We start from the raw sequence: 17,970 nt of genomic DNA, 5'->3' as shown, positions 1-17,970 counted from the left end.
GGCGTCGCGCGTCCCTCAGAAACGAGCAGGTGATGCGGTCGCGGCGAGTGCCTCGGTGAGTCGCTCCTGGCGGCCGCCGGACACCTCGATCCACGGCACGGGCTGGGTGTCGAGGACCTCCCGGAAGCGCTGGGTCATCCAGCCCCGTAGGTGTTCGCCGTCGCGGAGACCGTCCTGGACGAACGGGATGTCGTCGGAGGTCAGCACGTACAGGCTCGGCTGCCGTGCCGCGGCGAGCGCCTCGACGGTGCCGGAGCGGGAGCCGACATAGCGTTCGTGCCAGACGGTCGTGGCCAGGACGTCGGTGTCGCAGACGAGGAACGGCACGGGGGTCTGCCGTGCGGCCTGGTCCTCGGCCCGTGCCTGCTCCCGGGCGACCAGGTCGAACTCGGCGGTGTGCCACGGCGCCCCCAGTCCGCCGGGGCGCTGTGCCGACCACTGCCGGCCGAACTCGGCGACCCACCCGCAGCCGAGTGCGTGTGCCAGGTCGCGGGAGAGGGTGGTCGTGCCGGTGGACTCCGCGCCGAGCACCACGACCCGGCGCGTGAGCCAGGCGCGGACGGGCGCGGGCAGGGCCCACCAGTAGCCGGCGACGTCTGCTCGGACGGCAGTCCCCGACACCGGCATCCCGGTCCGGCCCGGGTTGACCTGCACCCACGTGGCGCCGAGGCGCCGGGCCAGCTCCGCGCCGTACGCATCGGAGGTGAAGGCCGCGTCGACCGGGGCGTCCAACAGCGCCTCGATCACCTCCATGTGCGCGTCCCAGGCGGCGGGCGAGTCGAAGTCGACCTCGGCCTCGTCCATCCCGCCGACGACGGTGACCTCGGGGTGCTCCTCGCGGATCCAGGCGACGCGGACCTCCAGCGGGATCGTCTCGGCCGAGTTGGCCAGCACCTGCACGGTGAGTCGTTCGCACAGGGCACTAGCGGTGCGGATCAGCAGCTGGTGCCCGGCGTGGAAGGGGTAGAACTTGCCCAGCACCAGCCCGTGGCGGAACCTCCGGCTCATGGCCGCACCGCCTCCGTGGCCCCGGGGAGCGCGTCCACCGGCACGGCGCCGTCTGGCTCGGCGCCGTCTGACGCGGTCAGGTCTGACTCGGCCAGCTCCGCCGCCCGTGCGGCCCGCCACTGCCGCAGGCCGATCAGGCACATGGTGAGGAACACGGCATACAGCACGCTCGTCAGCCACAGCCCCTTGGCGGCGTAGAGCCCGATGTAGATGACGTCGGCGGCGATCCACACCAGCCAGTTGCCGATCCACTTGCGGCTCAGCATGAGCTGGGCGACCAGGCTCATCGTGGTCGTGAGTGCGTCCCACCCGGCGACCGTGGAGTCGGTGTGCGTGGTCAGCAGCCAGCACAGCGCCAGCGTGCCGCCGACGATCACGGCCAGCGCCACCGGCCACACCCACGCCGGGGTGGCGCGGACGACCAGGCGACTGCGGTCCGGCCCACCACGCAGCCACCAGTACCAGCCGAGCAGCCCGAGCACGATGTAGACAAATTGCAGACCGACCTCGGCGTAGAGGCCGACGCGCAGGAAGAGCACGATGAAGAAGATGTTGTTGGCGATGCCGACCGGGAAGGTCCAGATGTTCTGCCGGACGACCAGCCAGACGCACAGCCCACCGGTGGCGAAGCCGGCGATCTCGGTCCAGTGCATGGGGGGCTCCTTCCTGGTATGCCGTCAGCTGGCGGCGGGGGGCGGGTCACCGGCGGTGCCCCGCCGGGCGGTGTCCCAGAGCAGGCCGGTGGGGTCGTAGCCGACCGCGGCGGCGATCCGGTCGGCGGTCTCGGGCCCGTGGTGGCCCAGGAGCCGGGCATAGCGCAGCGCGACCGACGGGGTGCGGTGCTGTGCGGCGACGCAGTGCAGGAGCACCCGACGGCCTTCGCTGCGCAACTGGTGGACCGCGCGGGCCGCGTCGGCGAGCACCCAGTCCAGGTGCTGGTTGTGGTCCGGGTCCTCGTGGTCGATCAGCCACACCACGGTGTGGTCCTGCGGTGCGACACGGGAGGTCGGGGGGAGCTGCGCGGTGCCGAGGCGGCACAGCGAGACGACCGCGTCCACGCCGAGCTCGTCGAGGTGCTCCAGGTCGGCGACGGTGCCCAGGAGCACCTGGTCGTCGTGGGGGTGCGGCGCCGCCAGCCGGCGCAGGCGCCCGTAGTCCAGCTCGGCGATCGAGGGCCAGCCCTGCGGGTCGTCCTGACCGCCGCGGTGGGTGCGGGAGGCCAGAGACACCAGGTCGCTCGCACGCAGGCCGGGCCAGCCGTGCACCCGTCGGCTCCACTCGAAGGGGACGGCCGAGGCGCCGTAGCGCGCGCCGAGCAGCGCACCGGCGATGGCCGCCACGGTGTCCGTGTCGTGGCCGATCTGGACGGCGGCGGTGAGGGCGGCGCGGACGTGGTCCGGTCCGCTGGCGTCGGAGGCGGTGTGGGTGATCGCCGACCAGGCGGCCTGCAGTGCGGTCACCGTGAAGCCGTTCGCGCGGAACGTCTGCGGCGCCCGGTCCTGCGCCTCCTCGATCCAGGTGGCCCACTGGGCGCGGCGGTCGGCGGGGAGGAGATCGAGCCCGCCGGCCAGGTCGAGGCGGGCCTCGGTGACCGCGACCCGGATCGCCTCGGCCCAGAGCACACAGGAGTCCCCGGCCAGCGGGTCCGCGTGGGTCAGCTCGGCGACGGCGCGAGCCGCGCGGGCGGTGGCCGCCCGGTCGCTGACCCGGGTGAGCCCCACGACTCCGGTGCGCATCAGGGCGCCGTTGCCGGCGGTGCGGCCGGTGCGCTGGTGCAGGTCGCGGGCCGCGGCGGTGAGGCGTTCGGCGGGTGAGCCGGTGCCGGGCCGGGCGGTGTGCAGCACCTGGCTGGTCTGGACGCCGATGTCGGCCGGGGGCGAATCGAGCCACCCCAGGAACCGCTCGGCCACCGCGTCCAGCCCCTCCGGGCCGTCGAGGGCCGCGCCGGTCGCGGTGACCTGCGCGATGCACACCGCCATCTGGGTGTCGTCGGACCACTCGCCGGGGGCGTACGGGCCGAGCCCGCCGCCGAGCATCTGCGGCTCACCCGCCGGGGGTGCCGCGAACTCGTAGGGGACGCCGAGGGCGTCGCCCACGGCCTGGGTCAGCAGCACGCCCGCGGCGCGGTCGTGCTCGGTCTTGGATGCGTTCATCCGGACTCCTTTTCGTCGAAGTGACATAAAGCATGGCATCACCCACCGACATTCGTCAAGTTGACGATTACTAGGTAGGGTGGCGGCATGTCCGAGAGCTACGACCCGAGGGCCTACCCACCCTTCGCCGTCACGGCCGACCTGGTCGTGCTGACGCTGCGTGACCGGCGCCTCCACGTGCTGCTGATCCGGCGGGGCAGGTGGCCCGAGGAGGGCAAGTGGGCGCTGCCCGGCGGCTTCACCCGGGATCGGGAGGACATCGAGGCCGCGGCCTACCGGGAGCTGGAGGAGGAGTGCGGGATCGGGCGCCGGGACGTTAGGCTCGAGCAGCTGCGCACCTACGGCGACCCGGATCGGGACGAGCGGATGCGGGTGGTCAGTGTCGCGTGGCTCGCGCTTGGCGCCGACCTCCCGGAGCCTGCGGCGGGCACGGATGCGGCGGATGCCCGGTGGGTCGAGGTGGAGGAGGCGCTGGGTCTGCGCCTGGCCTTCGACCACGCCCAGATCCTGCGCGACGGACTGGAGCGGGCGCGGGCGAAGCTCGAGTACTCCACCCTCGCCACCGCCTTCCTCGGCGAGAACTTCACCGTGGGGGAGCTGCGCGAGGTCTATGAGGCCGTGTGGGGCACCCGGATCGACCCCCGCAACTTCCACCGCAAGGTCACGAACGCCGAGGGCTTCCTGCGCGAGACGGGGGAGCGCACCACCCGCGGGGGCGGTCGCCCGGCCCAGCTGTATGTCGCAGGGCCGGCCGAGCAGCTCCACCCGCCGGTCCTGCGGCGGGGATGAACGGGCTCGGCGTCGGCAGTGTGGTGGTCGCCGCCAGTGCGGCGGTCGCCGGGAGCCGTAGGTTGGGCCGATGACGCCACGCCTCCAGCTGACCTCCGTGACCATCGGGTCCCCGGCGCCCCGGGAGCTCGCCGAGTTCTACGCGCGGCTATTGTCCGCCGAAGTCACCGCCTCGGAGCCACCCGGGCCGGGCGAGCCCCCGGAGGCGGGCTGGGCACAGGTGCGGACGGTGGGTGACCACGGACGGATCACGGTGAACCTGGAGTATGAGCGCGTCCACGAGCCGCCGGTGTGGCCCAGCGAGCAGGGGCGGCAGCGGGCCACGCAGCACCTGGATATCTGGGTGGACGACCTCGAGGAGTCCGTGGCGTGGGCGATGGAGTGCGGTGCGAGGTTGGCCGAGCACCAGCCCCAAGACGATGTCCGGGTGCTCTTCGACCCGGCGGGGCACCCGTTCTGCCTCTTCGCCTGATGGGATCGTGTCGGCAAGCGTCCGGATCCACGGCAACCTGCGCCGTGCATCCCCCTCCGCATGCACGGTGCGGGCCGCCGACAGGGTCTATCGCACCATTCCCGGGCCCGGCAGAACAGGCAAGATAGGCGGCAACTTTGGCCTAGTGGGGGTCGCCGTCCCACTCCCACTTGATGCCGTGCGTGCCCACGGGCACGTTGTCGGCGGTCATGTGGACGCTGCCGAACCGGTCGACGACCAGGTCCTTCACGTGGATCTGCTCCGCGTGCGGACCCCGCGCCGTCACCTGCCACACCCGGGTGGGCGGCTCGACATCCCGGAACTCCACGACCGACAGGAAGTGGCCGACCGGGGTGCGCAGCGTGCTCGTCACCCAGGTGCAGGGCTCGAACTCGATCCCCTGCCGTGCCAACTCCTCGGGGGGCAGCAGCGCGTCGCCCAGCTCCAGGCCGTAGGCGGGTGAGACGGTCTCGCCGACCTGGAGCGGGCGCCCCAGGTCCAGGAAGAAGAGCACCTCGTTGGTCTCCGGCAGCGGGATCAGCTCGCCCAGGTCACAGCCCCGCAGCGGGATCACCCGGACTTTGTCGGCGTCCAGCATCGGGTCGCCGCCGAAGATGAACATCATCGAGTCCACGCCGTCGACCACGGCCGTCTTCACGAACTGGCTCTCCCGATAGACCATGAGCCGGTCCGGCCCGATCACGGTCCGCGTGCTCCAGCTGACGTCGCTGAAGAAGACCTCCTTGCGCTCCCCGAAGCGGGCGATCATCGCCTCGACATCGGCCCGCGGATCGAGCATGTCCGGCAGGGTCAGGATCGTGGGGTCGCGGCGCCACAGGTCGACCATCTCGCTGGTCTGCCGCTGGTCCAGGCGCAGCCCCGCGGCGAGGGCGAGCAGGGTCGGGCGGTGCGGGTTCCTGATGCGCCCACTCTCCAACCCGCGCAGGGTGCGCACGCTGACGCCGGAGGCCTCCGCGAGCGCCTCCTGGGTCATCCGAGCCCGGGTCCGGCTCTCCCGCAGCGCGGCCGCCGGGCGCCAGCGGTCAGTGTGCATGGGGTCCATCTTGGGTGATGGGGGCGTGCACGCACACCTCCCGGCGCGTGTCCCTCGGGCGTATGTCGTGTGCCGGGGTCGGCGGGCACGTCCGCCTGCGGCGAACAGCCGGGCGGGCGCGGAGGTCCGGGGGTACGGTCGGACCATGACGGAGCGCGCTGTCCCCGGCCGTGAGGTGCCTCCCCCGTTGTGGCGGGAGGTGCTCGGTCGGAGGCTGCGGCGGATGCGGCAGCGCCGGGGGCTCACCCTCACCGAGGCGGCGGCACGGGCCGGGATCTCCCCGCAATACCTCTCGGAGGTCGAGCGGGGCCGCAAGGACCCGTCCTCGGAGATGATCTCCGCCATCACCGGGGCGTTGCACCTGGACCTGGACCAGGTGCTGGACCTGACCGCCCGGGACCTCCGGGCCGCCCGGGGGCTGCGGCTCGTGTCGGCTCCGCCCCGCAGCGGACCCGTCGTGTCCGTGCTCGCCGCCGCAGCCTGACCGGCACGCCGTCACGCCTGTGCGCCACGCCGGCTACCCGAGTGCGGGGACCGGGTCGGGGGCGGCCACCTCCTTGCGGTAGGCGACGACGTGGTCGGCGATGCCGTAGTCCACGGCCGCCTGGGGCGTCAGGATCAGGTCACGGTCGGTGTCGTGACGCAACCGCTCGACGCTCTGCCCGGTGTGCCGGGACAGCACCAGCTCGGCCTCGTTGCGCAACCGGGACACCTCCTCGGCCTCCAGGATCAGGTCCGGGATGGTGCCCCGGCTCTGCGCCGACAGCTGGTGCAGCATCACCCGGGCGTGCGGGAGGACGCCGCGCAGGCCGGGAGAGCCGGCGGCCAGCAGCAGACCGGCCGTCGCGCCCGCCTGCCCGAGGCAGGTCGTCGCCACGGGCGAGCGGACGAACTGCATCGCGTCATAGATCGCGAGCGTCGCGGTCAGCGACCCACCGGGGGAGTTGATGTAGAGGTTGATCTCGCCCTCGGGTCGGTCCGCCTCGAGGTGGAGCAGTTGGGCGACCACCGTGTTGGCCACCCCGTCATCGATCTCGGTGCCGAGGTAGACGATCCGTTCGCCGAGGAGATGGCTGTAGACGTCGGTGACCCGGTCACCCCGCGGGTGCTGGACCACGACGTTGGGGATCGGGTAGTTGCTCATGCCCGGCCCCCGAGTCCGGCGAGGCTCCGCTGGGGCCGCACCATCTCCAGGGAATCCAGGACCGCGTCCACCATGCCGTAGTCGCGGGCCTGATCCGCGGTGAACCAGCGGTCCCGCAGCGAGTCCTCGAAGATCCGCTCGACAGGCTGGCCGGTGTGCTCGGCAGTCAGGCCCAGCACGGTGTCGCGGGTGTGCCGCAGGTCGTCCGCCTGGAGCTCGATGTCGACCGCGGTCCCACCGAAGCCGGCGGACCCCTGGTGCAGCAGGATCTTGCTGTGCGGCAGGGCGAAGCGCTTGCCCGGGGTCCCCGCCGACAGGAGGAACTGACCGGCGCTCGCGGCGATGCCCAGGGAGAGGGTGGACACGTCGTTGGGCACCAGCCGCATCGCGTCCATGATCGAGAGCATGGCCGGGACGGAGCCGCCGGGGGAGTTGATCCACAGGCTGATGTCGGCGCGGGGGTCCTCGCCGGAGAGCAGCAGCAACTGCGCCGTCAGGCGGGTGCCGCCCCGGTCGTCCAACTCCCCGTCCAGCAGCAGGATGCGCTGGTCGAGCAATCGGGTCTGGGTGGGATCAACGGGCGGTCGGGTCGTCTCTGCGGGAGCCATGGCTCCACGGTGCGTCGCCCCCGACGGATCGGCCTAGCCGTTGCTGCCGTGAGCAGAAACCGCCGTCAGCGCCTGCTCGAAGGTGCCCCGCGCACGCGCCCACACGGCGGAGTCCACGCCCTCGGCGACCAGGGACAGCAGGGTCGGCAGCAGGTCGGCCGAGTAGGTGCGGCTCGCCTCCAGGGGCAGCAGCGAGGGCAGGTTGTCGATCGCGATCACGTCCACCGGCGGCCGCGTGCCGCTGGCGTCGGCGACCCGGCGGACCGGCTCGGTCCAGGACGTCAGGTCCCGGTAGACGGGCAGCAGGTTGAGCTCGGAGGACGTGTCGCAGGTGACGTCCACGACCAGGGACAACCGCCGGTCCTGCGCCGCGACGTCCTCCGGTCGCACGAACGCCGGGGACGGCGTGGTGGCCAGGACGCAGTGCACCAGCAGGTCGTGGTCGAGCAACGCGGGGCGGTCCAGCTCCCGGGTCTGCGCGCGGTCCCACCCGGTGGCGCCGAGGCCGGCGACGGCCAGGGCGTCGGCGGCCCCGCGCCCGGACCTCCCGAGAGCGCCGGTGACCAGGACCCGGATGGTCTCGTCAGCGCCCGACCGTAGTGCGGCGTCGAGGTCCTCGCGCGTCGTGGGGGTCAGCGGCGCCGGGAGGGTGCCGCGCAGGTGGAGCACGCCCAGTGCCGCTCCCAGGTAGCCCGCCCAGTAGCCGAACGCGGCGACCCGCCGGCCTCCGTCGTCCACCAGGTACTCCAGGTCGAGCAGCGTCCCGCCGCCGGCCCGGAAGCGCTCCAACAGGGCGGGCGCCTCCGCCTGACCCTTGAACGCGTGGCCGAAGTAGATGTGCCGGTGCCGCAACCGCGCCGGCTCCGCGGGAAGCTCCTTGAGGCCCAGCACGTAGGTGTCCTCCGGAGCCTCGACCCAGCTGCCCGACGCAGCGGTGCGGGCGCCGGCCGCGACATACTCCTCCAGCGGAAAGATCCGCTGTGGGGACTCCTCGACGGTGACGTCCGCCCCGGCCGCGACGAGCCGCCCGACGTCCTCGGGCGTCACCGGCGAACGTCGTTCGGTGCTGCGCACCTCGTGGCGCACCCAGAGGTGGGGCCGGCCCATCGGCATACCGTCCTTCCGCACGTGGTCCGCGTCGGTCGCATCAGCCGGGATATCGGGTGACGTGGTCCCATCATGGCGGCTTGAATGGGGACATGGACGTCGGGGTCGAGGAGGCGCGCGCCCGCGCGGTGGCGCAGCGTTTCGGTCTCGGCGACGGCGCCCGGTTCACCGGCGCCCCGGTCCCCGGCCGGGTCGGCGTGGTGCGGCGGCTGGACACCGCGGACGGGTCGTGGGCGGTGAAGGAGTCACCCGGAGGGGTGGACCGGGCCGCGCTGGCACGGCAGGCCGACCTGCAGGACCGGGTGCTGGCCGCGGGGGTGCCCACCCCGGAGGTGGTCCGGACCCCGGAGGGGGAGGTCGTCGCCGACGTCGCGGGGGGCACGGTGCAGGTCCTGACCTGGCTCGACCTGGCCCCGGCGAACCGCACCCTGGACCCGGTCGCCGTCGGCCGGCTCGTCGCGGCGCTGCACCGGCTCGCCCTGCCGGCCGACGGCCCGGTCGACCCCTGGTTCGCCCAGCCGGTGCCCGTCCAACGGTGGGCAGACCTGGTGGGCGACCTGCAGGCCGCGGGTGCACCGTTCGCCGGCCGCCTGTTGGCGCTGCACCCCGACCTGGCTGCGGTCACCGAAGTCTCGCAGCCCTACGCGCCGGTGCAGCTGTGTCACCTGGACCTGTTCGCCGACAACGTGCGGGCGTTGCCCGACGGGAGCCTGTGCGTCTTCGACTGGGACAACGCGGGGCCGGGTGACCCGTCGCAGGAGCTGGCCCTGGTGCTGCTGGAGTTCGGTGCGGAGGAAGAGGACCGCCTGGCGGACCTGTATGCCGGGTACCTCACCGCGGGCGGCCCCGGACGGGTCCGGGACCTCGGGGACTTCACCCAGGCGGTGGCCCAGCTCGGCCACATCCTGGAGGAGGGGTGCCGCCGGTGGCTCACGGCCCGGGACGACGCCGGGCGGGCCGACAACGCCGCGTGGGTCGCCGAGTTCCTGGACGAACCGCTGACCCTCGGGGCACTGCACCGGGTGCTGGACGTCACCGCCCGGGTGGAGCCGGACGTCGAGCCGCCCGTCTTCCCGGAGCCGGACCCGGCAGCGGAGCCACGGCTGCTGGTCGGCGGCGACGTCACCGACGAGCTGGTTCGCATCGGCGACACCGTGCGACGTCCGTGGGACCCGCACGCCCCGCTGGTCCGGGTCGTCCTGCAGCACCTGGAGGCCGCCGGATTCGGGGGCGCCCCGCGCTTCCTCGGGGTCGATGGTCAGGGTCGGGAGGTGCTGTCGTTCCTGCCGGGCGAGGTCGCGGGCCGTCCCCGCCCCACATGGTTCCGGGACCGGGAGCGGGTGGCGTCGGTCGCGCTGCTCCTGCGGGACTACCACCGGGCGATGGAGGGGTTCGTCGTCCCACCCGCCCTCGACGGGGTGTGGGAGACGCCCGGGCTGCCCCACGGCATACCGGATGTCACGGAGCCGGACGAGGTGCTGGGGCACCAGGACATCACCCCGGAGAACGTCGTCTTTCGCGACGGGGTGGCCGCGGCGCTGATCGACTTCGACCTCGCCCGCCCGGCCAGCCGGCTGCTCGAGGTGACCAACGCGCTGGTGCACTGGGGGCAGCTGACGCACCCCGACGACCGGGAGCCGGCGATGCCGGACGAGGAGGTGTTCGCCCGGTGCCGCGTCTTCGCCGACGCCTACGGGCTGGGGCGGGACGATCGGGAACGGCTCGTGGAGCTCGCCGCGGCACGGAGCCGACGCTCCTGGCACCTGATGGAGCACCGGGCGCGGATCTACGGCGGGGGCTGGCGCCGGATGTGGGACCAGGGGGTCGGCGCGGTGATCACCCGGCGCGTCGACTGGTTGGCCCAGGAGGGGCCGGTGGTGACCCGGGTGTTGCTGGAGGGGTGGTGACTCACGCCCCCAGGACGGCCTCGATCGCCGCGGCCTCGGCCCGCAGGCGGTCGGCACGGTCCTGGCGCCCCAGGCCGTCGAACTCTGCCGCGGTCCTCCGTGCGCTCGGCCACCTCGGCCCGCACGATGGCCGCCACCTGGTCTCCGGTCAGCCGGCGACGCTCCGCCTCCGCCGCCCCGACCCCCACGGCGGATCCCGCCACCGGGCCCTCCTCCTCGGCCTGACTGCGGCGCCGCCGGTCCCAGCCGGTCGGGCCCCGTCGGGTCGACCGCCTCCGCGTTCTCGACCGCGGCGATGGCCGACCGGAGCGCGCTGACCGCGACGCGGTCCCGGCCCCGGATGGCTGCGGACAGGGAGGCCGCGCAGGCGCTCCTTCAGGTCGGTCGGTCCCTCGGGCTGCTGCGGTGTCGGCGTCACGCTCCCCGACCCTAGTGCGTGCGCCGGCCCCGGTCTGGGAGAGTGGGGCGGGTGAGCGCACTCAAGCTGGGATACAAGGCGTCGGCCGAGCAGTTCGGCCCCAGGGACCTGGTGGACCTGGGGGTGAGGGCGGAGTCCCACGGCATGGACTCGGCGTTCGTCAGCGACCACTTCCAGCCGTGGCGGCACAACGGGGGCCACGCCCCGTTCGCGATCTCCTGGATGAGCGCGGTGGGTGCCCGCACCGAGCGGATCGTGCTGGGCACCTCCGTCATGACGCCCACCTTCCGCTACAACCCGGCCGTGGTGGCCCAGGCGTTCGCCACCATGGGCTGTCTCTTCCCGGGGCGCGTCATCCTCGGGGTGGGATCGGGCGAGGCGCTCAACGAGATCGCCACCGGAGGGCTGACCGGCGAGTGGCCGGAGTTCAAGGAGCGGTTCGCCCGGCTGCGCGAGTCCGTGCGCCTGATGCGTGAGCTGTGGAAGGGCGACCGGGTCGACTTCGAGGGCGACTACTACCGCACGTCCGGTGCCAGCATCTACGACGTGCCCGAGGGCGGGGTGCCCGTCTACATCGCCGCGGGCGGTCCGATGGTGGCCCGGTATGCCGGTCGCGCCGGCGACGGCTTCATCTGCACCTCGGGCAAGGGGATGGACCTCTACACCGAGAAGCTGGTGCCCGCCGTCGAGGAGGGCCTGGCCAAGGCCGGGCGCACCGCCGGGGAGATCGACCGGATGATCGAGATCAAGCTCTCCTACGACCGCGACGCGGACCAGGCCCTGGAGAACACCCGCTTCTGGGCCCCGCTGTCGCTGACCGCCGAGCAGAAGCACAGCATCGACGACCCGATCGAGATGGAGCGGTTCGCCGACGAGCTGCCGATCGAGCAGGTCGCCCAGCGGTGGATCGTCGTCCGCGGACCCCGAGGAGGTCGTCGCGCAGGTCGAGCCGTACGTCGCCGCCGGCTTCACCCACCTGGTCTTCCACGGGCCGGGCCATGACCAGGAGCGATTCCTGACCCAGTTCGAGGCCGGACCTGGCCCCGCGGCTGCGCGACCTCGGCTGAGCAGGGCGGGTCCGCGGCGCGGCCTCAGTCGTCGGACGCGTCGCCTTCGTAGACCCAGCGCCCGCCCCGACGCACGAAACGGCTGCGCTCGGCGTGCACACCCCGTTGGCGGTGCGCGCCCTGCCCGGCGATCCACTGGGCCCGGAACTCCACCGTCCCATCCTCGTCCTCCGGCCCACCCCCGCTGGTCGAGACCACCTCCAGGCCGAGCCAGCGCAGGCTCGGGTCCTGCTCCACCGACGCTCGGCCGGGTGCGGGGGTGCCAGGTGCGGAACACGTGGTCCTCGACCCCGAGGGCGTATGCCGTGTAGCGGCTGCGCATCAGCGCCTCCGCCGTCGGTGCGGGGAGACCGTCCACCACGTACGCCCGGCAACACCCGGCATACGACACCCCCGCGCCACAGGGACACGGCTCGGTGTCGGACAGCACCGTCACGGCACCGTCAGTGCTGGCGGACGACGTCGAAGGGTGCGGCGGAGGCCAGGCGCCCCTGGATCCCGGTCGTGACGAACTCCTTGGCGGTGCGGGCTGCCTCGAGCGGCTCCGCTCCCCGGGCCAGGGCGGCGGCCACCGCGGCGGCCAGCGTGCACCCGGCACCGGCCACGGCGACCTCGCCGACCTTGGGTGCGCTGAGCACCTCGGTGGTGGAGGCGTCCACGAACACGTCGACCGCATCGGGGCCCGGCAGGTGCACGCCGCCCTTGGCCAGCACGGCCGCGCCGCTCAGCTCGTGGATCCGGCGGGCCGCCTCCGTGAGGTCCTCCACGGTCTCGATGGCCTCCAGCCCGGAGAGGGACAGCGACTCGAAGTGGTTCGGGGTGATGAAGGTCGCCAGCGGGACGACCTGCTCCTTGAGTGCGGTGTCGGTGTCGAGCGCCGCCCCCGGCTCCTGGCCCTTGCAGATCAGGACCGGGTCCAGCACCACGTGGCGGAACGGCCGCTCGCCGAGCACCCGGGCGACGGTGCCGATGGTGTCCGGGGTGCCGAGCATCCCGATCTTGGTCACCGCGAGCTGCTCCGGCGGGTAGGCGGAGGTGATCGCCTCGAGCTGGTCGGCCAGGACCTGCGGCTCGACCGGCACGAACCGGTGCCCCCAGTCGGCCTTGGGGTCGAAGGACACGATGCAGGTGAGGGCCACCATCCCGAAGACGTCCATCGCCTGGAACGTCCGCAGGTCGGCCTGTGCGCCGGCGCCACCGGTCGCCTCGGAGCCGGCGATGGTCAGGGCGAGGGGTGCAGCATCAGTCATGGTGTCCGATCCTCCCACCACCGGAGCGGCGGCTGCCGCACCAGGTGCCGGACCCCCGGGCCGAGGGCCGCGGACACGGCATACAGTCGGGGCACCGGTGGACCGCGCACAGGAGGACTGAATCGTGGACAAGGTGGTCGGCGTCGGCGGCCGAGGCGGTCGCCGACATCACGGACGGGGTCGACGCATCGCGGTCGGTGGCTTCGGCCTCGCCGGGATCCCGTGGATCCTGATCGAGGCGCTGCTGGAGCAGGGGGCCGACGGGCTGACCGTGAGATCGTCAGCAACAACCTGCGGCGTGGACGGGGCCAGGGCCTCGGGCATGCTGCTGGAGGCGCGCCGGATCCGACGCGCGGTCATCGCCTCCTACGTCGGGGAGAACAAGGAGTTCGCGCGGCAGTACCTGGCCGGCGAGCTGCGAGGTCGAGCTGACCCCGCAGGGCACCCTCGCCGAGCGGCTGCGCGCCGGCGGCGCCGGCATCGGGGCCTTCTTCACCCCGACCGGCGTCGGCACGCAGGTCGCCGAGGGCGGGCATGCCGACGCCGGTATCACGCCGACGGGTCGGTGGCGCAGTCCTCGCTCCCCCAAGGAGGTGCGCGACTTCGGCGGGCGTCCGATGGTGCTCGAGGACCGGCCATCGTGGCCGACGTCGCGCCTGGTCCGGGCCGCCGTCGCCGACCGGCACGGCAACCTGCGTGTTCCACGCCGCGGCGCCGCAACTTCAACCCGCCCGCCGCGATGTCCGGCCGCCTGACCGTCGTCGAGGCCGAGCGGGTCGTCGACGCCGGGCGAGCTGGACCCCGACGACGGTGCACCTGCCCGGGCGTGTTCGTGCAGCCGGGTCGTCGAGCTGACCCCCGAGGAAGCGACCGCGCAAACGGATCGAGAAGCGACGCGACGACCCGGACCGAGGAGGCCTGAGGTGGCACTGGACCCGCGAGCAGATGGCGGCCCGGGCCGCGCTGGAGCTGGCCGACGGACCAGTACGTCAACCTCGGCATCGGGCTGCCGACGCTGATCCCGAACTACCTGCCCGAGGGCGTGCACATCGTGATGCAGTCCGAGAACGGCATCCTCGGGGTGGGGCCCTACCCGTACGGAGGACGAGGTCGACCCCGACCTGATCAACGCCGGCAAGGAGACCGTCACGGTCGCTCCGGGCGCGGCGTTCTTCGACTCCGCCGACGAGCTTCGCGATGATCCGCGGCGGCCACATCGACGTGGCGGTGCTCGGCGGCATGCAGGTCTCCACCGCAACGGCGACCTGGCCAACTGGATGATCCCGGGCAAGATGGTCAAGGGCATGGGCGGCGCGATGGACCTGGTGCACGGCGCCCAGAGGGTCATCGTGCTGATGGAGCACCAGGCCAAGCGACGGCGCACCCAAGGTGCTCGCCGACGTGCGTCGCTGCCGCTGACCGGCACCCGTGTCGTGCAGCGGATCGTCACCGACCTCGCCGTGCTCGACGTTGCCGGGGACCACTTCGACCTGGTCGAGTGCGCCCCCGGCGTGACCCCGGAGCAGGTGGTGGAGGCGACGGGGGCGCCCGTCATGGTCAGGGGCTGAGCCGATGTGCTCCCCGCATCAGGCGCCGGGCTTGTCGCCCGTCCGTGCGTGGCGCTCCGGCAGCATCCCGTGCTCGACCCCCCAGCGCACCGCCTGGGCCCGTGTGGTCACACCCATCTTGCGGTAGGCCGCCCGGATGTAGGACTTCACCGAGTTGATGCTCAACCGGCAGCGCACGCTGATCTCCTGGTTCAGCAGCCCCTGGGTGATCAGCGAGATCACCTCGGCCTCGCGCGCGGTCAGGCCCTTGGTCCGGCCCGGCCAGTCACCACCGAGGGGCTCACCGTCCTCGTCGTCCGGGCCGGGGTGGACCACGGTGCGGCCCCGGTGGATCTCCTGCAGCGCTGCCACCAGGTCGGCCGCCGGCAACGCCTTGGTCAGGTAGCCCACGACGCCCTTGCCGAGCGCCTTGTTGATCAGCTCCGGCTGGGTGTTCCAGGTGAAGACGACCACCCTGCCGCTCCGGTCGTCCTGCAGCACCCGGTCGATCCCGGGACCGTCGGCCTGGCCCTGGGAGAAGGTGTCGTAGAGCGTGATGTCGGCCGCGGGGCCATTCAGGTCGGCCAGCTCGACGTCCAGGTCCACCACCTCGATGAGGTCGCTGTAGGGCGCCAGCATCTGGGCCAACCCGTGCACCACGACCTCCACGTCGTTGGCCAGGGTCACCTTGATGCGCTCGCCTGCGGTCTGGCTGGTCATGCCCCCAGCCTAGATCCCACCCCTAGGGGTGTACCGCGCGAGAGCGGATCCTGCCTACGCTCACGCCCGGCCCCCCACCCGGGCCATCCGCGCCGCCTCCTCACCCGGGGGCGATCCGTCACCGAAAGGCAGCATCGATGGACCCTGTAGGGCTTGGTGAGTCGCGCCCGCGCACGGCCTTGGTGACCGTGGTGCACGGGCAGCACGACGAGCTGATGTCGCACGTCGGTGGCATGGCGGTGGGCAGCAGGGTGCCGGACGTCCACGTGGTCATCGGGATGGGTGACGCGGACGTCTCCCGCGGTCGCCTGCCCATCACCTCGGACCGCTGGCGCACCATCACCCGGGCCGCCCAGACGGTCGACCCGGCCCGGTTGCCCTTCGCGACCGCACGCAACCTGGGGGCGGCGACGGCGATGGAGGCCGGCGCCGACGTCCTGATCTTCCTCTCCGTCCAGTGCATCCCCGGTGCCCGATTGGTGGAGCGGTATGCCGAGCACGCACTCGGCGATGGCGCGCGCCACCGGGCGCCGGTCCTGTGGTGTGGTCAACTGCGGAGCCTGCCGCCACCGCCGCCGGTCATCGGGTATCCCGTCTACCGGTTGGACTCCCAGGCGGTGGACGTGGAGTCGTTGCTGCCGGTGGACCACCTGGCCGTGGAGCACCCCGTCCAGGGTTTCAGCGGCGACTCCTTCGCGATCACCGCGGAGGACTTCCGGGCCACCGGCGGGTTCTTCCCCCAGTTCCGCGGTCAGGAGGGGATCGACGTGGACTTCGCCCACGCCGTGTCCGCCGCCGGGGGGACGGTGGTGAGGGTCGGCGGCGTGCCGGCGTTCCGGCAGTTCCGCCCCCATACCGACCACGAGGAACTCGACGTCAGACGGCTGGTCCGCAACGCGAACCTGTTCGCCGAGCGCTGGGGTCGGGGCCTGCCGATCGAGGAGCTGGACCGGCTGCTGGCGGCCGGCTTGGCGCGCCGCGACGAGTCGGGTGGACGGTGGATCGTGGCCTGAAGGCTGCCCCGCGTCAGCGCCAGCCCGTCGGGGGCGGGGGCGAGGCCGCGCTGTCCTCCTCCGTGAAGGGCCGGGCCTGTCCCACGAGCCGCGCCAGAGCCTCAGCGTGCACCACCCGGTAGGGGAACGCCGACCCCGCGGCGCGCCGGGCCAGGCCGGCCACCGGCAGGCTCCCCCGACTGCCCATCACGAGGAGGTTGCCGAACCTGCGCCCCCGCAGCACGGCGGGCTCGCCGGAGACGACGACGTCGCCGAACAGCTCGCGGACCCCTGCCGCCGCCCGGCGCAGGTAGGTCAGCGGTGCCTGGTCGGCCAGGTTCATCAGCACCACCCCGTCGGCGCGCAGCACGCGACGCACCTCGGTGAGGAACGCCGTGGTCGTCAGTTCGGGGGGCACCCGCTCCCCGGCATACGCATCCACCACGACCACGTCCGCGTGGTCCTCCCGGATCGCCCGCACCCCGATGAGACCGTCCACCGGGCGCACCCGGATCCCGCTGCGCGGGGGCAGCGGCAGGTGATGCCGCACGAAGGCGGTGAGCTCGGCGTCGGGCTCCAGCACGATCTGGGACGAGCGCGGTCGGGTGGCGGCCAGGTAGCGCGGCAGGGTCATCGCGGCGCCGCCGACGTGCACGACCCGCAGTGCGGACCCGGGCTCGCCGTGCAGGTCGAGCGCGTCGCCGATCCTGCGGACGTAGTCGAAGACCAGGTGGGTGGGGTCGGCCGGGTCGACGCAGGATTGGGCGGCGCCGCCCATCTCGAGCAGCCAGCAGCCGGGGACCTCCGGGTCTGGGGTCAGCCGGGTCCCGGGTCGGAGTTCGTGCACGCACCCAGGGTCGCACCGATGAGTCCCGCGCCCGGGACCGGTCGGTCGTGGGCACAGGGGGCCGGGCTGGCCGGCCGCCACGACACCGGAGGACACGATGAGCACGATCCTGGGGAGCGCGATGCTGGGCACCACCGACCCCGACCGGCTGCACGCCTGGTACACCGCGGTGCTGCCGCCACGCAGCGACGACCGGCAGGGGGACTACCGGATCCTGGGTTATGCGAACGAGTTCTACCTCTTCATCGACCCGCGGGCAGACGTGCAGGCCGCGCACCCCGACCCCGCGCGGACCATCCTCAATTTCGACGTCGACGACGTGCGCGCCTTCGCCGACCGGGTAGAGCAGGCCGGCGGCCGGTGGGTCGCGCCCGTGGAGGACAGGGACGGCAGCCTGTTCGCCACCGCCCAGGACCCCGACGGCAACTACGTGCAGGTGATCCAGCTCAGTGACGAGCACCGCACCGCCATGGAGGGCAGGGACGGCCCGCTCGCCGGCGGCCTGCTGGCCTCGGAGGCGTTCAGCGGGTTCTCCGTGGACGACCTGGGGGCGGCGCAGGAGTTCTACGGCGGCACGCTCGGGCTCCGCGTCACCCACGATCCCGGGATGGGACTGCTCACCCTCACCCTGGGCGGTCGTCAGCTGCTCATCTACGCCAAGGACGACCACGTCCCGGCGACCTTCACGGTACTGAACTTCCCGGTGGCAGACGTCGAGGCGGCCGTCCGGGACCTGACGGCGCGTGGCCTCACGTTCCTGCGCTACGACGGTATGTCGCAGGACGACTGGGGCATCCACCGCGGGGGTGGGCCGTTGATCGCCTGGTTCACCGACCCGGCGGGCAACGTCCTCGCCGTGCTCCAACGGGACTGACCCGCGGGTAGGG

General features: G+C 73.0%; 20 protein-coding genes and 2 pseudogenes. 11 read left to right on the top strand and 11 right to left on the bottom strand.

The window, feature by feature from the left end:
* Positions 1-15: 15 nt before the first annotated feature.
* From AC1QRC_RS02165 to AC1QRC_RS02155, 3 genes are read right to left on the bottom strand one after another with little or no spacing between them, the layout of a single operon-like run.
* Positions 16-1,008, bottom strand: a complete 993-nt coding sequence (locus AC1QRC_RS02165; RefSeq protein WP_484205216.1) for an AAA family ATPase — start codon at positions 1,006-1,008, stop codon at positions 16-18.
* Positions 1,005-1,661: a nicotinamide riboside transporter PnuC gene (gene pnuC / locus AC1QRC_RS02160; protein WP_484205215.1), complete on the bottom strand. Its 657-nt coding sequence runs from the start codon at positions 1,659-1,661 to the stop codon at positions 1,005-1,007. Before pnuC ends, AC1QRC_RS02165 begins: the two co-directional genes overlap by 4 nt.
* 24 nt (positions 1,662-1,685) lie before the next feature.
* Entirely contained in the window at positions 1,686-3,161 is a 1,476-nt protein-coding gene (locus AC1QRC_RS02155) for an ADP-ribosylglycohydrolase family protein (RefSeq protein ID WP_484205214.1), read from the bottom strand.
* Positions 3,162-3,248: 87 nt separating this feature from the next.
* Between AC1QRC_RS02155 and AC1QRC_RS02150 the strand changes: the two genes are divergently transcribed.
* Positions 3,249-3,950, top strand: coding sequence for an NUDIX hydrolase (locus AC1QRC_RS02150; RefSeq protein ID WP_484205213.1), 702 nt, complete (start codon positions 3,249-3,251; stop codon positions 3,948-3,950).
* Positions 3,951-4,020: 70 nt separating this feature from the next.
* Entirely contained in the window at positions 4,021-4,422 is a 402-nt protein-coding gene (locus AC1QRC_RS02145) for a VOC family protein (RefSeq protein ID WP_484205212.1), read from the top strand.
* A gap of 142 nt (positions 4,423-4,564) precedes the next feature.
* Here the strand turns inward: AC1QRC_RS02145 and AC1QRC_RS02140 are convergent, their stop codons facing one another.
* Positions 4,565-5,476 carry a helix-turn-helix domain-containing protein gene (locus AC1QRC_RS02140; protein WP_484205211.1) on the bottom strand — a complete coding sequence of 304 codons (912 nt, stop codon included), beginning with the start codon at positions 5,474-5,476 and terminating at the stop codon, positions 4,565-4,567.
* Positions 5,477-5,621: 145 nt separating this feature from the next.
* On the opposite strand from AC1QRC_RS02140, the gene AC1QRC_RS02135 reads away from it, so the two are divergent.
* A complete protein-coding gene (locus tag AC1QRC_RS02135) occupies positions 5,622-5,960 on the top strand; it encodes a helix-turn-helix domain-containing protein (RefSeq protein WP_484205210.1) in 339 nt (112 codons plus the stop codon).
* 33 nt (positions 5,961-5,993) lie between these two features.
* Here AC1QRC_RS02135 and AC1QRC_RS02130 read toward each other — a convergent pair whose 3' ends face one another.
* Genes AC1QRC_RS02130 through AC1QRC_RS02120 form a run of 3 tightly spaced genes read right to left on the bottom strand, consistent with a single transcriptional unit; the run spans position 5,994 to position 8,335 of the window.
* Positions 5,994-6,620: a ClpP family protease gene (locus AC1QRC_RS02130; protein ID WP_484205209.1), complete on the bottom strand. Its 627-nt coding sequence runs from the start codon at positions 6,618-6,620 to the stop codon at positions 5,994-5,996.
* Complete coding sequence (locus AC1QRC_RS02125; protein ID WP_484205208.1) at positions 6,617-7,228, bottom strand: ClpP family protease; 612 nt, start codon at positions 7,226-7,228, stop codon at positions 6,617-6,619. The genes AC1QRC_RS02130 and AC1QRC_RS02125 overlap by 4 nt, the downstream gene beginning before the upstream one ends.
* A gap of 33 nt (positions 7,229-7,261) precedes the next feature.
* The gene (locus tag AC1QRC_RS02120) at positions 7,262-8,335 is read right to left on the bottom strand and encodes a saccharopine dehydrogenase (protein ID WP_484205207.1); all 1,074 of its coding nucleotides are present in this window, start codon (positions 8,333-8,335) and stop codon (positions 7,262-7,264) included.
* A gap of 92 nt (positions 8,336-8,427) precedes the next feature.
* Between AC1QRC_RS02120 and AC1QRC_RS02115 the strand changes: the two genes are divergently transcribed.
* Together AC1QRC_RS02115 and fgd are read left to right on the top strand one after the other, a co-directional pair.
* Entirely contained in the window at positions 8,428-10,242 is a 1,815-nt protein-coding gene (locus AC1QRC_RS02115; protein ID WP_484205206.1) for a phosphotransferase, read from the top strand.
* A 469-nt stretch (positions 10,243-10,711) separates the two neighbouring features.
* A pseudogene (fgd, locus tag AC1QRC_RS02110) lies at positions 10,712-11,727 on the top strand (glucose-6-phosphate dehydrogenase (coenzyme-F420)).
* A 24-nt stretch (positions 11,728-11,751) separates the two neighbouring features.
* Here fgd and AC1QRC_RS02105 read toward each other — a convergent pair.
* Both AC1QRC_RS02105 and AC1QRC_RS02100 read right to left on the bottom strand, forming a co-directional pair.
* Entirely contained in the window at positions 11,752-11,964 is a 213-nt protein-coding gene (locus tag AC1QRC_RS02105; protein WP_484205205.1) for a YchJ family metal-binding protein, read from the bottom strand.
* A 206-nt stretch (positions 11,965-12,170) separates the two neighbouring features.
* The gene (locus AC1QRC_RS02100) at positions 12,171-12,977 is read right to left on the bottom strand and encodes a PfkB family carbohydrate kinase (protein ID WP_484205204.1); all 807 of its coding nucleotides are present in this window, start codon (positions 12,975-12,977) and stop codon (positions 12,171-12,173) included.
* 124 nt (positions 12,978-13,101) lie between these two features.
* Between AC1QRC_RS02100 and AC1QRC_RS02095 the strand changes: the two are divergent.
* From AC1QRC_RS02095 to AC1QRC_RS02080, 4 genes and pseudogenes are all read left to right on the top strand, one after another.
* A pseudogene (locus AC1QRC_RS02095) lies at positions 13,102-13,335 on the top strand (CoA-transferase); the annotation flags it as partial.
* Between the two features lie 70 nt (positions 13,336-13,405).
* Entirely contained in the window at positions 13,406-13,732 is a 327-nt protein-coding gene (locus tag AC1QRC_RS02090) for a CoA-transferase (RefSeq protein WP_484206722.1), read from the top strand.
* A 245-nt stretch (positions 13,733-13,977) separates the two neighbouring features.
* Positions 13,978-14,178, top strand: a complete 201-nt coding sequence (locus AC1QRC_RS02085; RefSeq protein ID WP_484206721.1) for a hypothetical protein — start codon at positions 13,978-13,980, stop codon at positions 14,176-14,178.
* Positions 14,099-14,545, top strand: coding sequence for a CoA-transferase (locus AC1QRC_RS02080; RefSeq protein ID WP_484206720.1), 447 nt, complete (start codon positions 14,099-14,101; stop codon positions 14,543-14,545). Before AC1QRC_RS02085 ends, AC1QRC_RS02080 begins: the two co-directional genes overlap by 80 nt.
* 18 nt (positions 14,546-14,563) lie before the next feature.
* Here the strand turns inward: AC1QRC_RS02080 and AC1QRC_RS02075 are convergent, their stop codons facing one another.
* On the bottom strand, positions 14,564-15,244 hold the full coding sequence (locus AC1QRC_RS02075) for a response regulator transcription factor (protein ID WP_484205203.1): 681 nt from the start codon (positions 15,242-15,244) through the stop codon (positions 14,564-14,566).
* A gap of 137 nt (positions 15,245-15,381) precedes the next feature.
* Between AC1QRC_RS02075 and AC1QRC_RS02070 the strand changes: the two genes are divergently transcribed.
* Positions 15,382-16,257, top strand: a complete 876-nt coding sequence (locus AC1QRC_RS02070; protein ID WP_484205202.1) for a hypothetical protein — start codon at positions 15,382-15,384, stop codon at positions 16,255-16,257.
* Between the two features lie 13 nt (positions 16,258-16,270).
* Here AC1QRC_RS02070 and AC1QRC_RS02065 read toward each other — a convergent pair whose 3' ends face one another.
* Positions 16,271-17,083 (bottom strand): spermidine synthase, encoded by an 813-nt coding sequence (locus tag AC1QRC_RS02065; RefSeq protein ID WP_484205201.1) that lies wholly within the window; start codon positions 17,081-17,083, stop codon positions 16,271-16,273.
* A gap of 97 nt (positions 17,084-17,180) precedes the next feature.
* Here AC1QRC_RS02065 and AC1QRC_RS02060 point away from each other — a divergent pair, with 97 nt between their 5' ends.
* Positions 17,181-17,957 carry a VOC family protein gene (locus tag AC1QRC_RS02060; protein WP_484205200.1) on the top strand — a complete coding sequence of 259 codons (777 nt, stop codon included), beginning with the start codon at positions 17,181-17,183 and terminating at the stop codon, positions 17,955-17,957.
* Positions 17,958-17,970 lie beyond the last annotated feature (13 nt).

Source organism: Ornithinicoccus sp., from assembly GCF_057176825.1.
The sequence above is the reverse complement of the archived record's forward strand: the minus strand, read 5'-3'. Positions and strand labels throughout refer to the sequence as shown.

Coding starts and splice junctions, on each gene's coding strand:
- AC1QRC_RS02070 (WP_484205202.1), top strand. CDS start 15,382: ATGGACCCTGTAGGGCTTGGTGAGTCGCGCCCGCGCACGGCCTTGGTG.
- AC1QRC_RS02155 (WP_484205214.1), bottom strand. CDS start 3,161: ATGAACGCATCCAAGACCGAGCACGACCGCGCCGCGGGCGTGCTGCTG.
- AC1QRC_RS02140 (WP_484205211.1), bottom strand. CDS start 5,476: ATGCACACTGACCGCTGGCGCCCGGCGGCCGCGCTGCGGGAGAGCCGG.
- pnuC (WP_484205215.1), bottom strand. CDS start 1,661: ATGCACTGGACCGAGATCGCCGGCTTCGCCACCGGTGGGCTGTGCGTC.
- AC1QRC_RS02145 (WP_484205212.1), top strand. CDS start 4,021: ATGACGCCACGCCTCCAGCTGACCTCCGTGACCATCGGGTCCCCGGCG.
- AC1QRC_RS02115 (WP_484205206.1), top strand. CDS start 8,428: ATGGACGTCGGGGTCGAGGAGGCGCGCGCCCGCGCGGTGGCGCAGCGT.
- AC1QRC_RS02060 (WP_484205200.1), top strand. CDS start 17,181: ATGAGCACGATCCTGGGGAGCGCGATGCTGGGCACCACCGACCCCGAC.
- AC1QRC_RS02165 (WP_484205216.1), bottom strand. CDS start 1,008: ATGAGCCGGAGGTTCCGCCACGGGCTGGTGCTGGGCAAGTTCTACCCC.
- AC1QRC_RS02150 (WP_484205213.1), top strand. CDS start 3,249: ATGTCCGAGAGCTACGACCCGAGGGCCTACCCACCCTTCGCCGTCACG.
- AC1QRC_RS02120 (WP_484205207.1), bottom strand. CDS start 8,335: ATGGGCCGGCCCCACCTCTGGGTGCGCCACGAGGTGCGCAGCACCGAA.
- AC1QRC_RS02100 (WP_484205204.1), bottom strand. CDS start 12,977: ATGACTGATGCTGCACCCCTCGCCCTGACCATCGCCGGCTCCGAGGCG.
- AC1QRC_RS02125 (WP_484205208.1), bottom strand. CDS start 7,228: ATGGCTCCCGCAGAGACGACCCGACCGCCCGTTGATCCCACCCAGACC.
- AC1QRC_RS02075 (WP_484205203.1), bottom strand. CDS start 15,244: ATGACCAGCCAGACCGCAGGCGAGCGCATCAAGGTGACCCTGGCCAAC.
- AC1QRC_RS02135 (WP_484205210.1), top strand. CDS start 5,622: ATGACGGAGCGCGCTGTCCCCGGCCGTGAGGTGCCTCCCCCGTTGTGG.
- AC1QRC_RS02130 (WP_484205209.1), bottom strand. CDS start 6,620: ATGAGCAACTACCCGATCCCCAACGTCGTGGTCCAGCACCCGCGGGGT.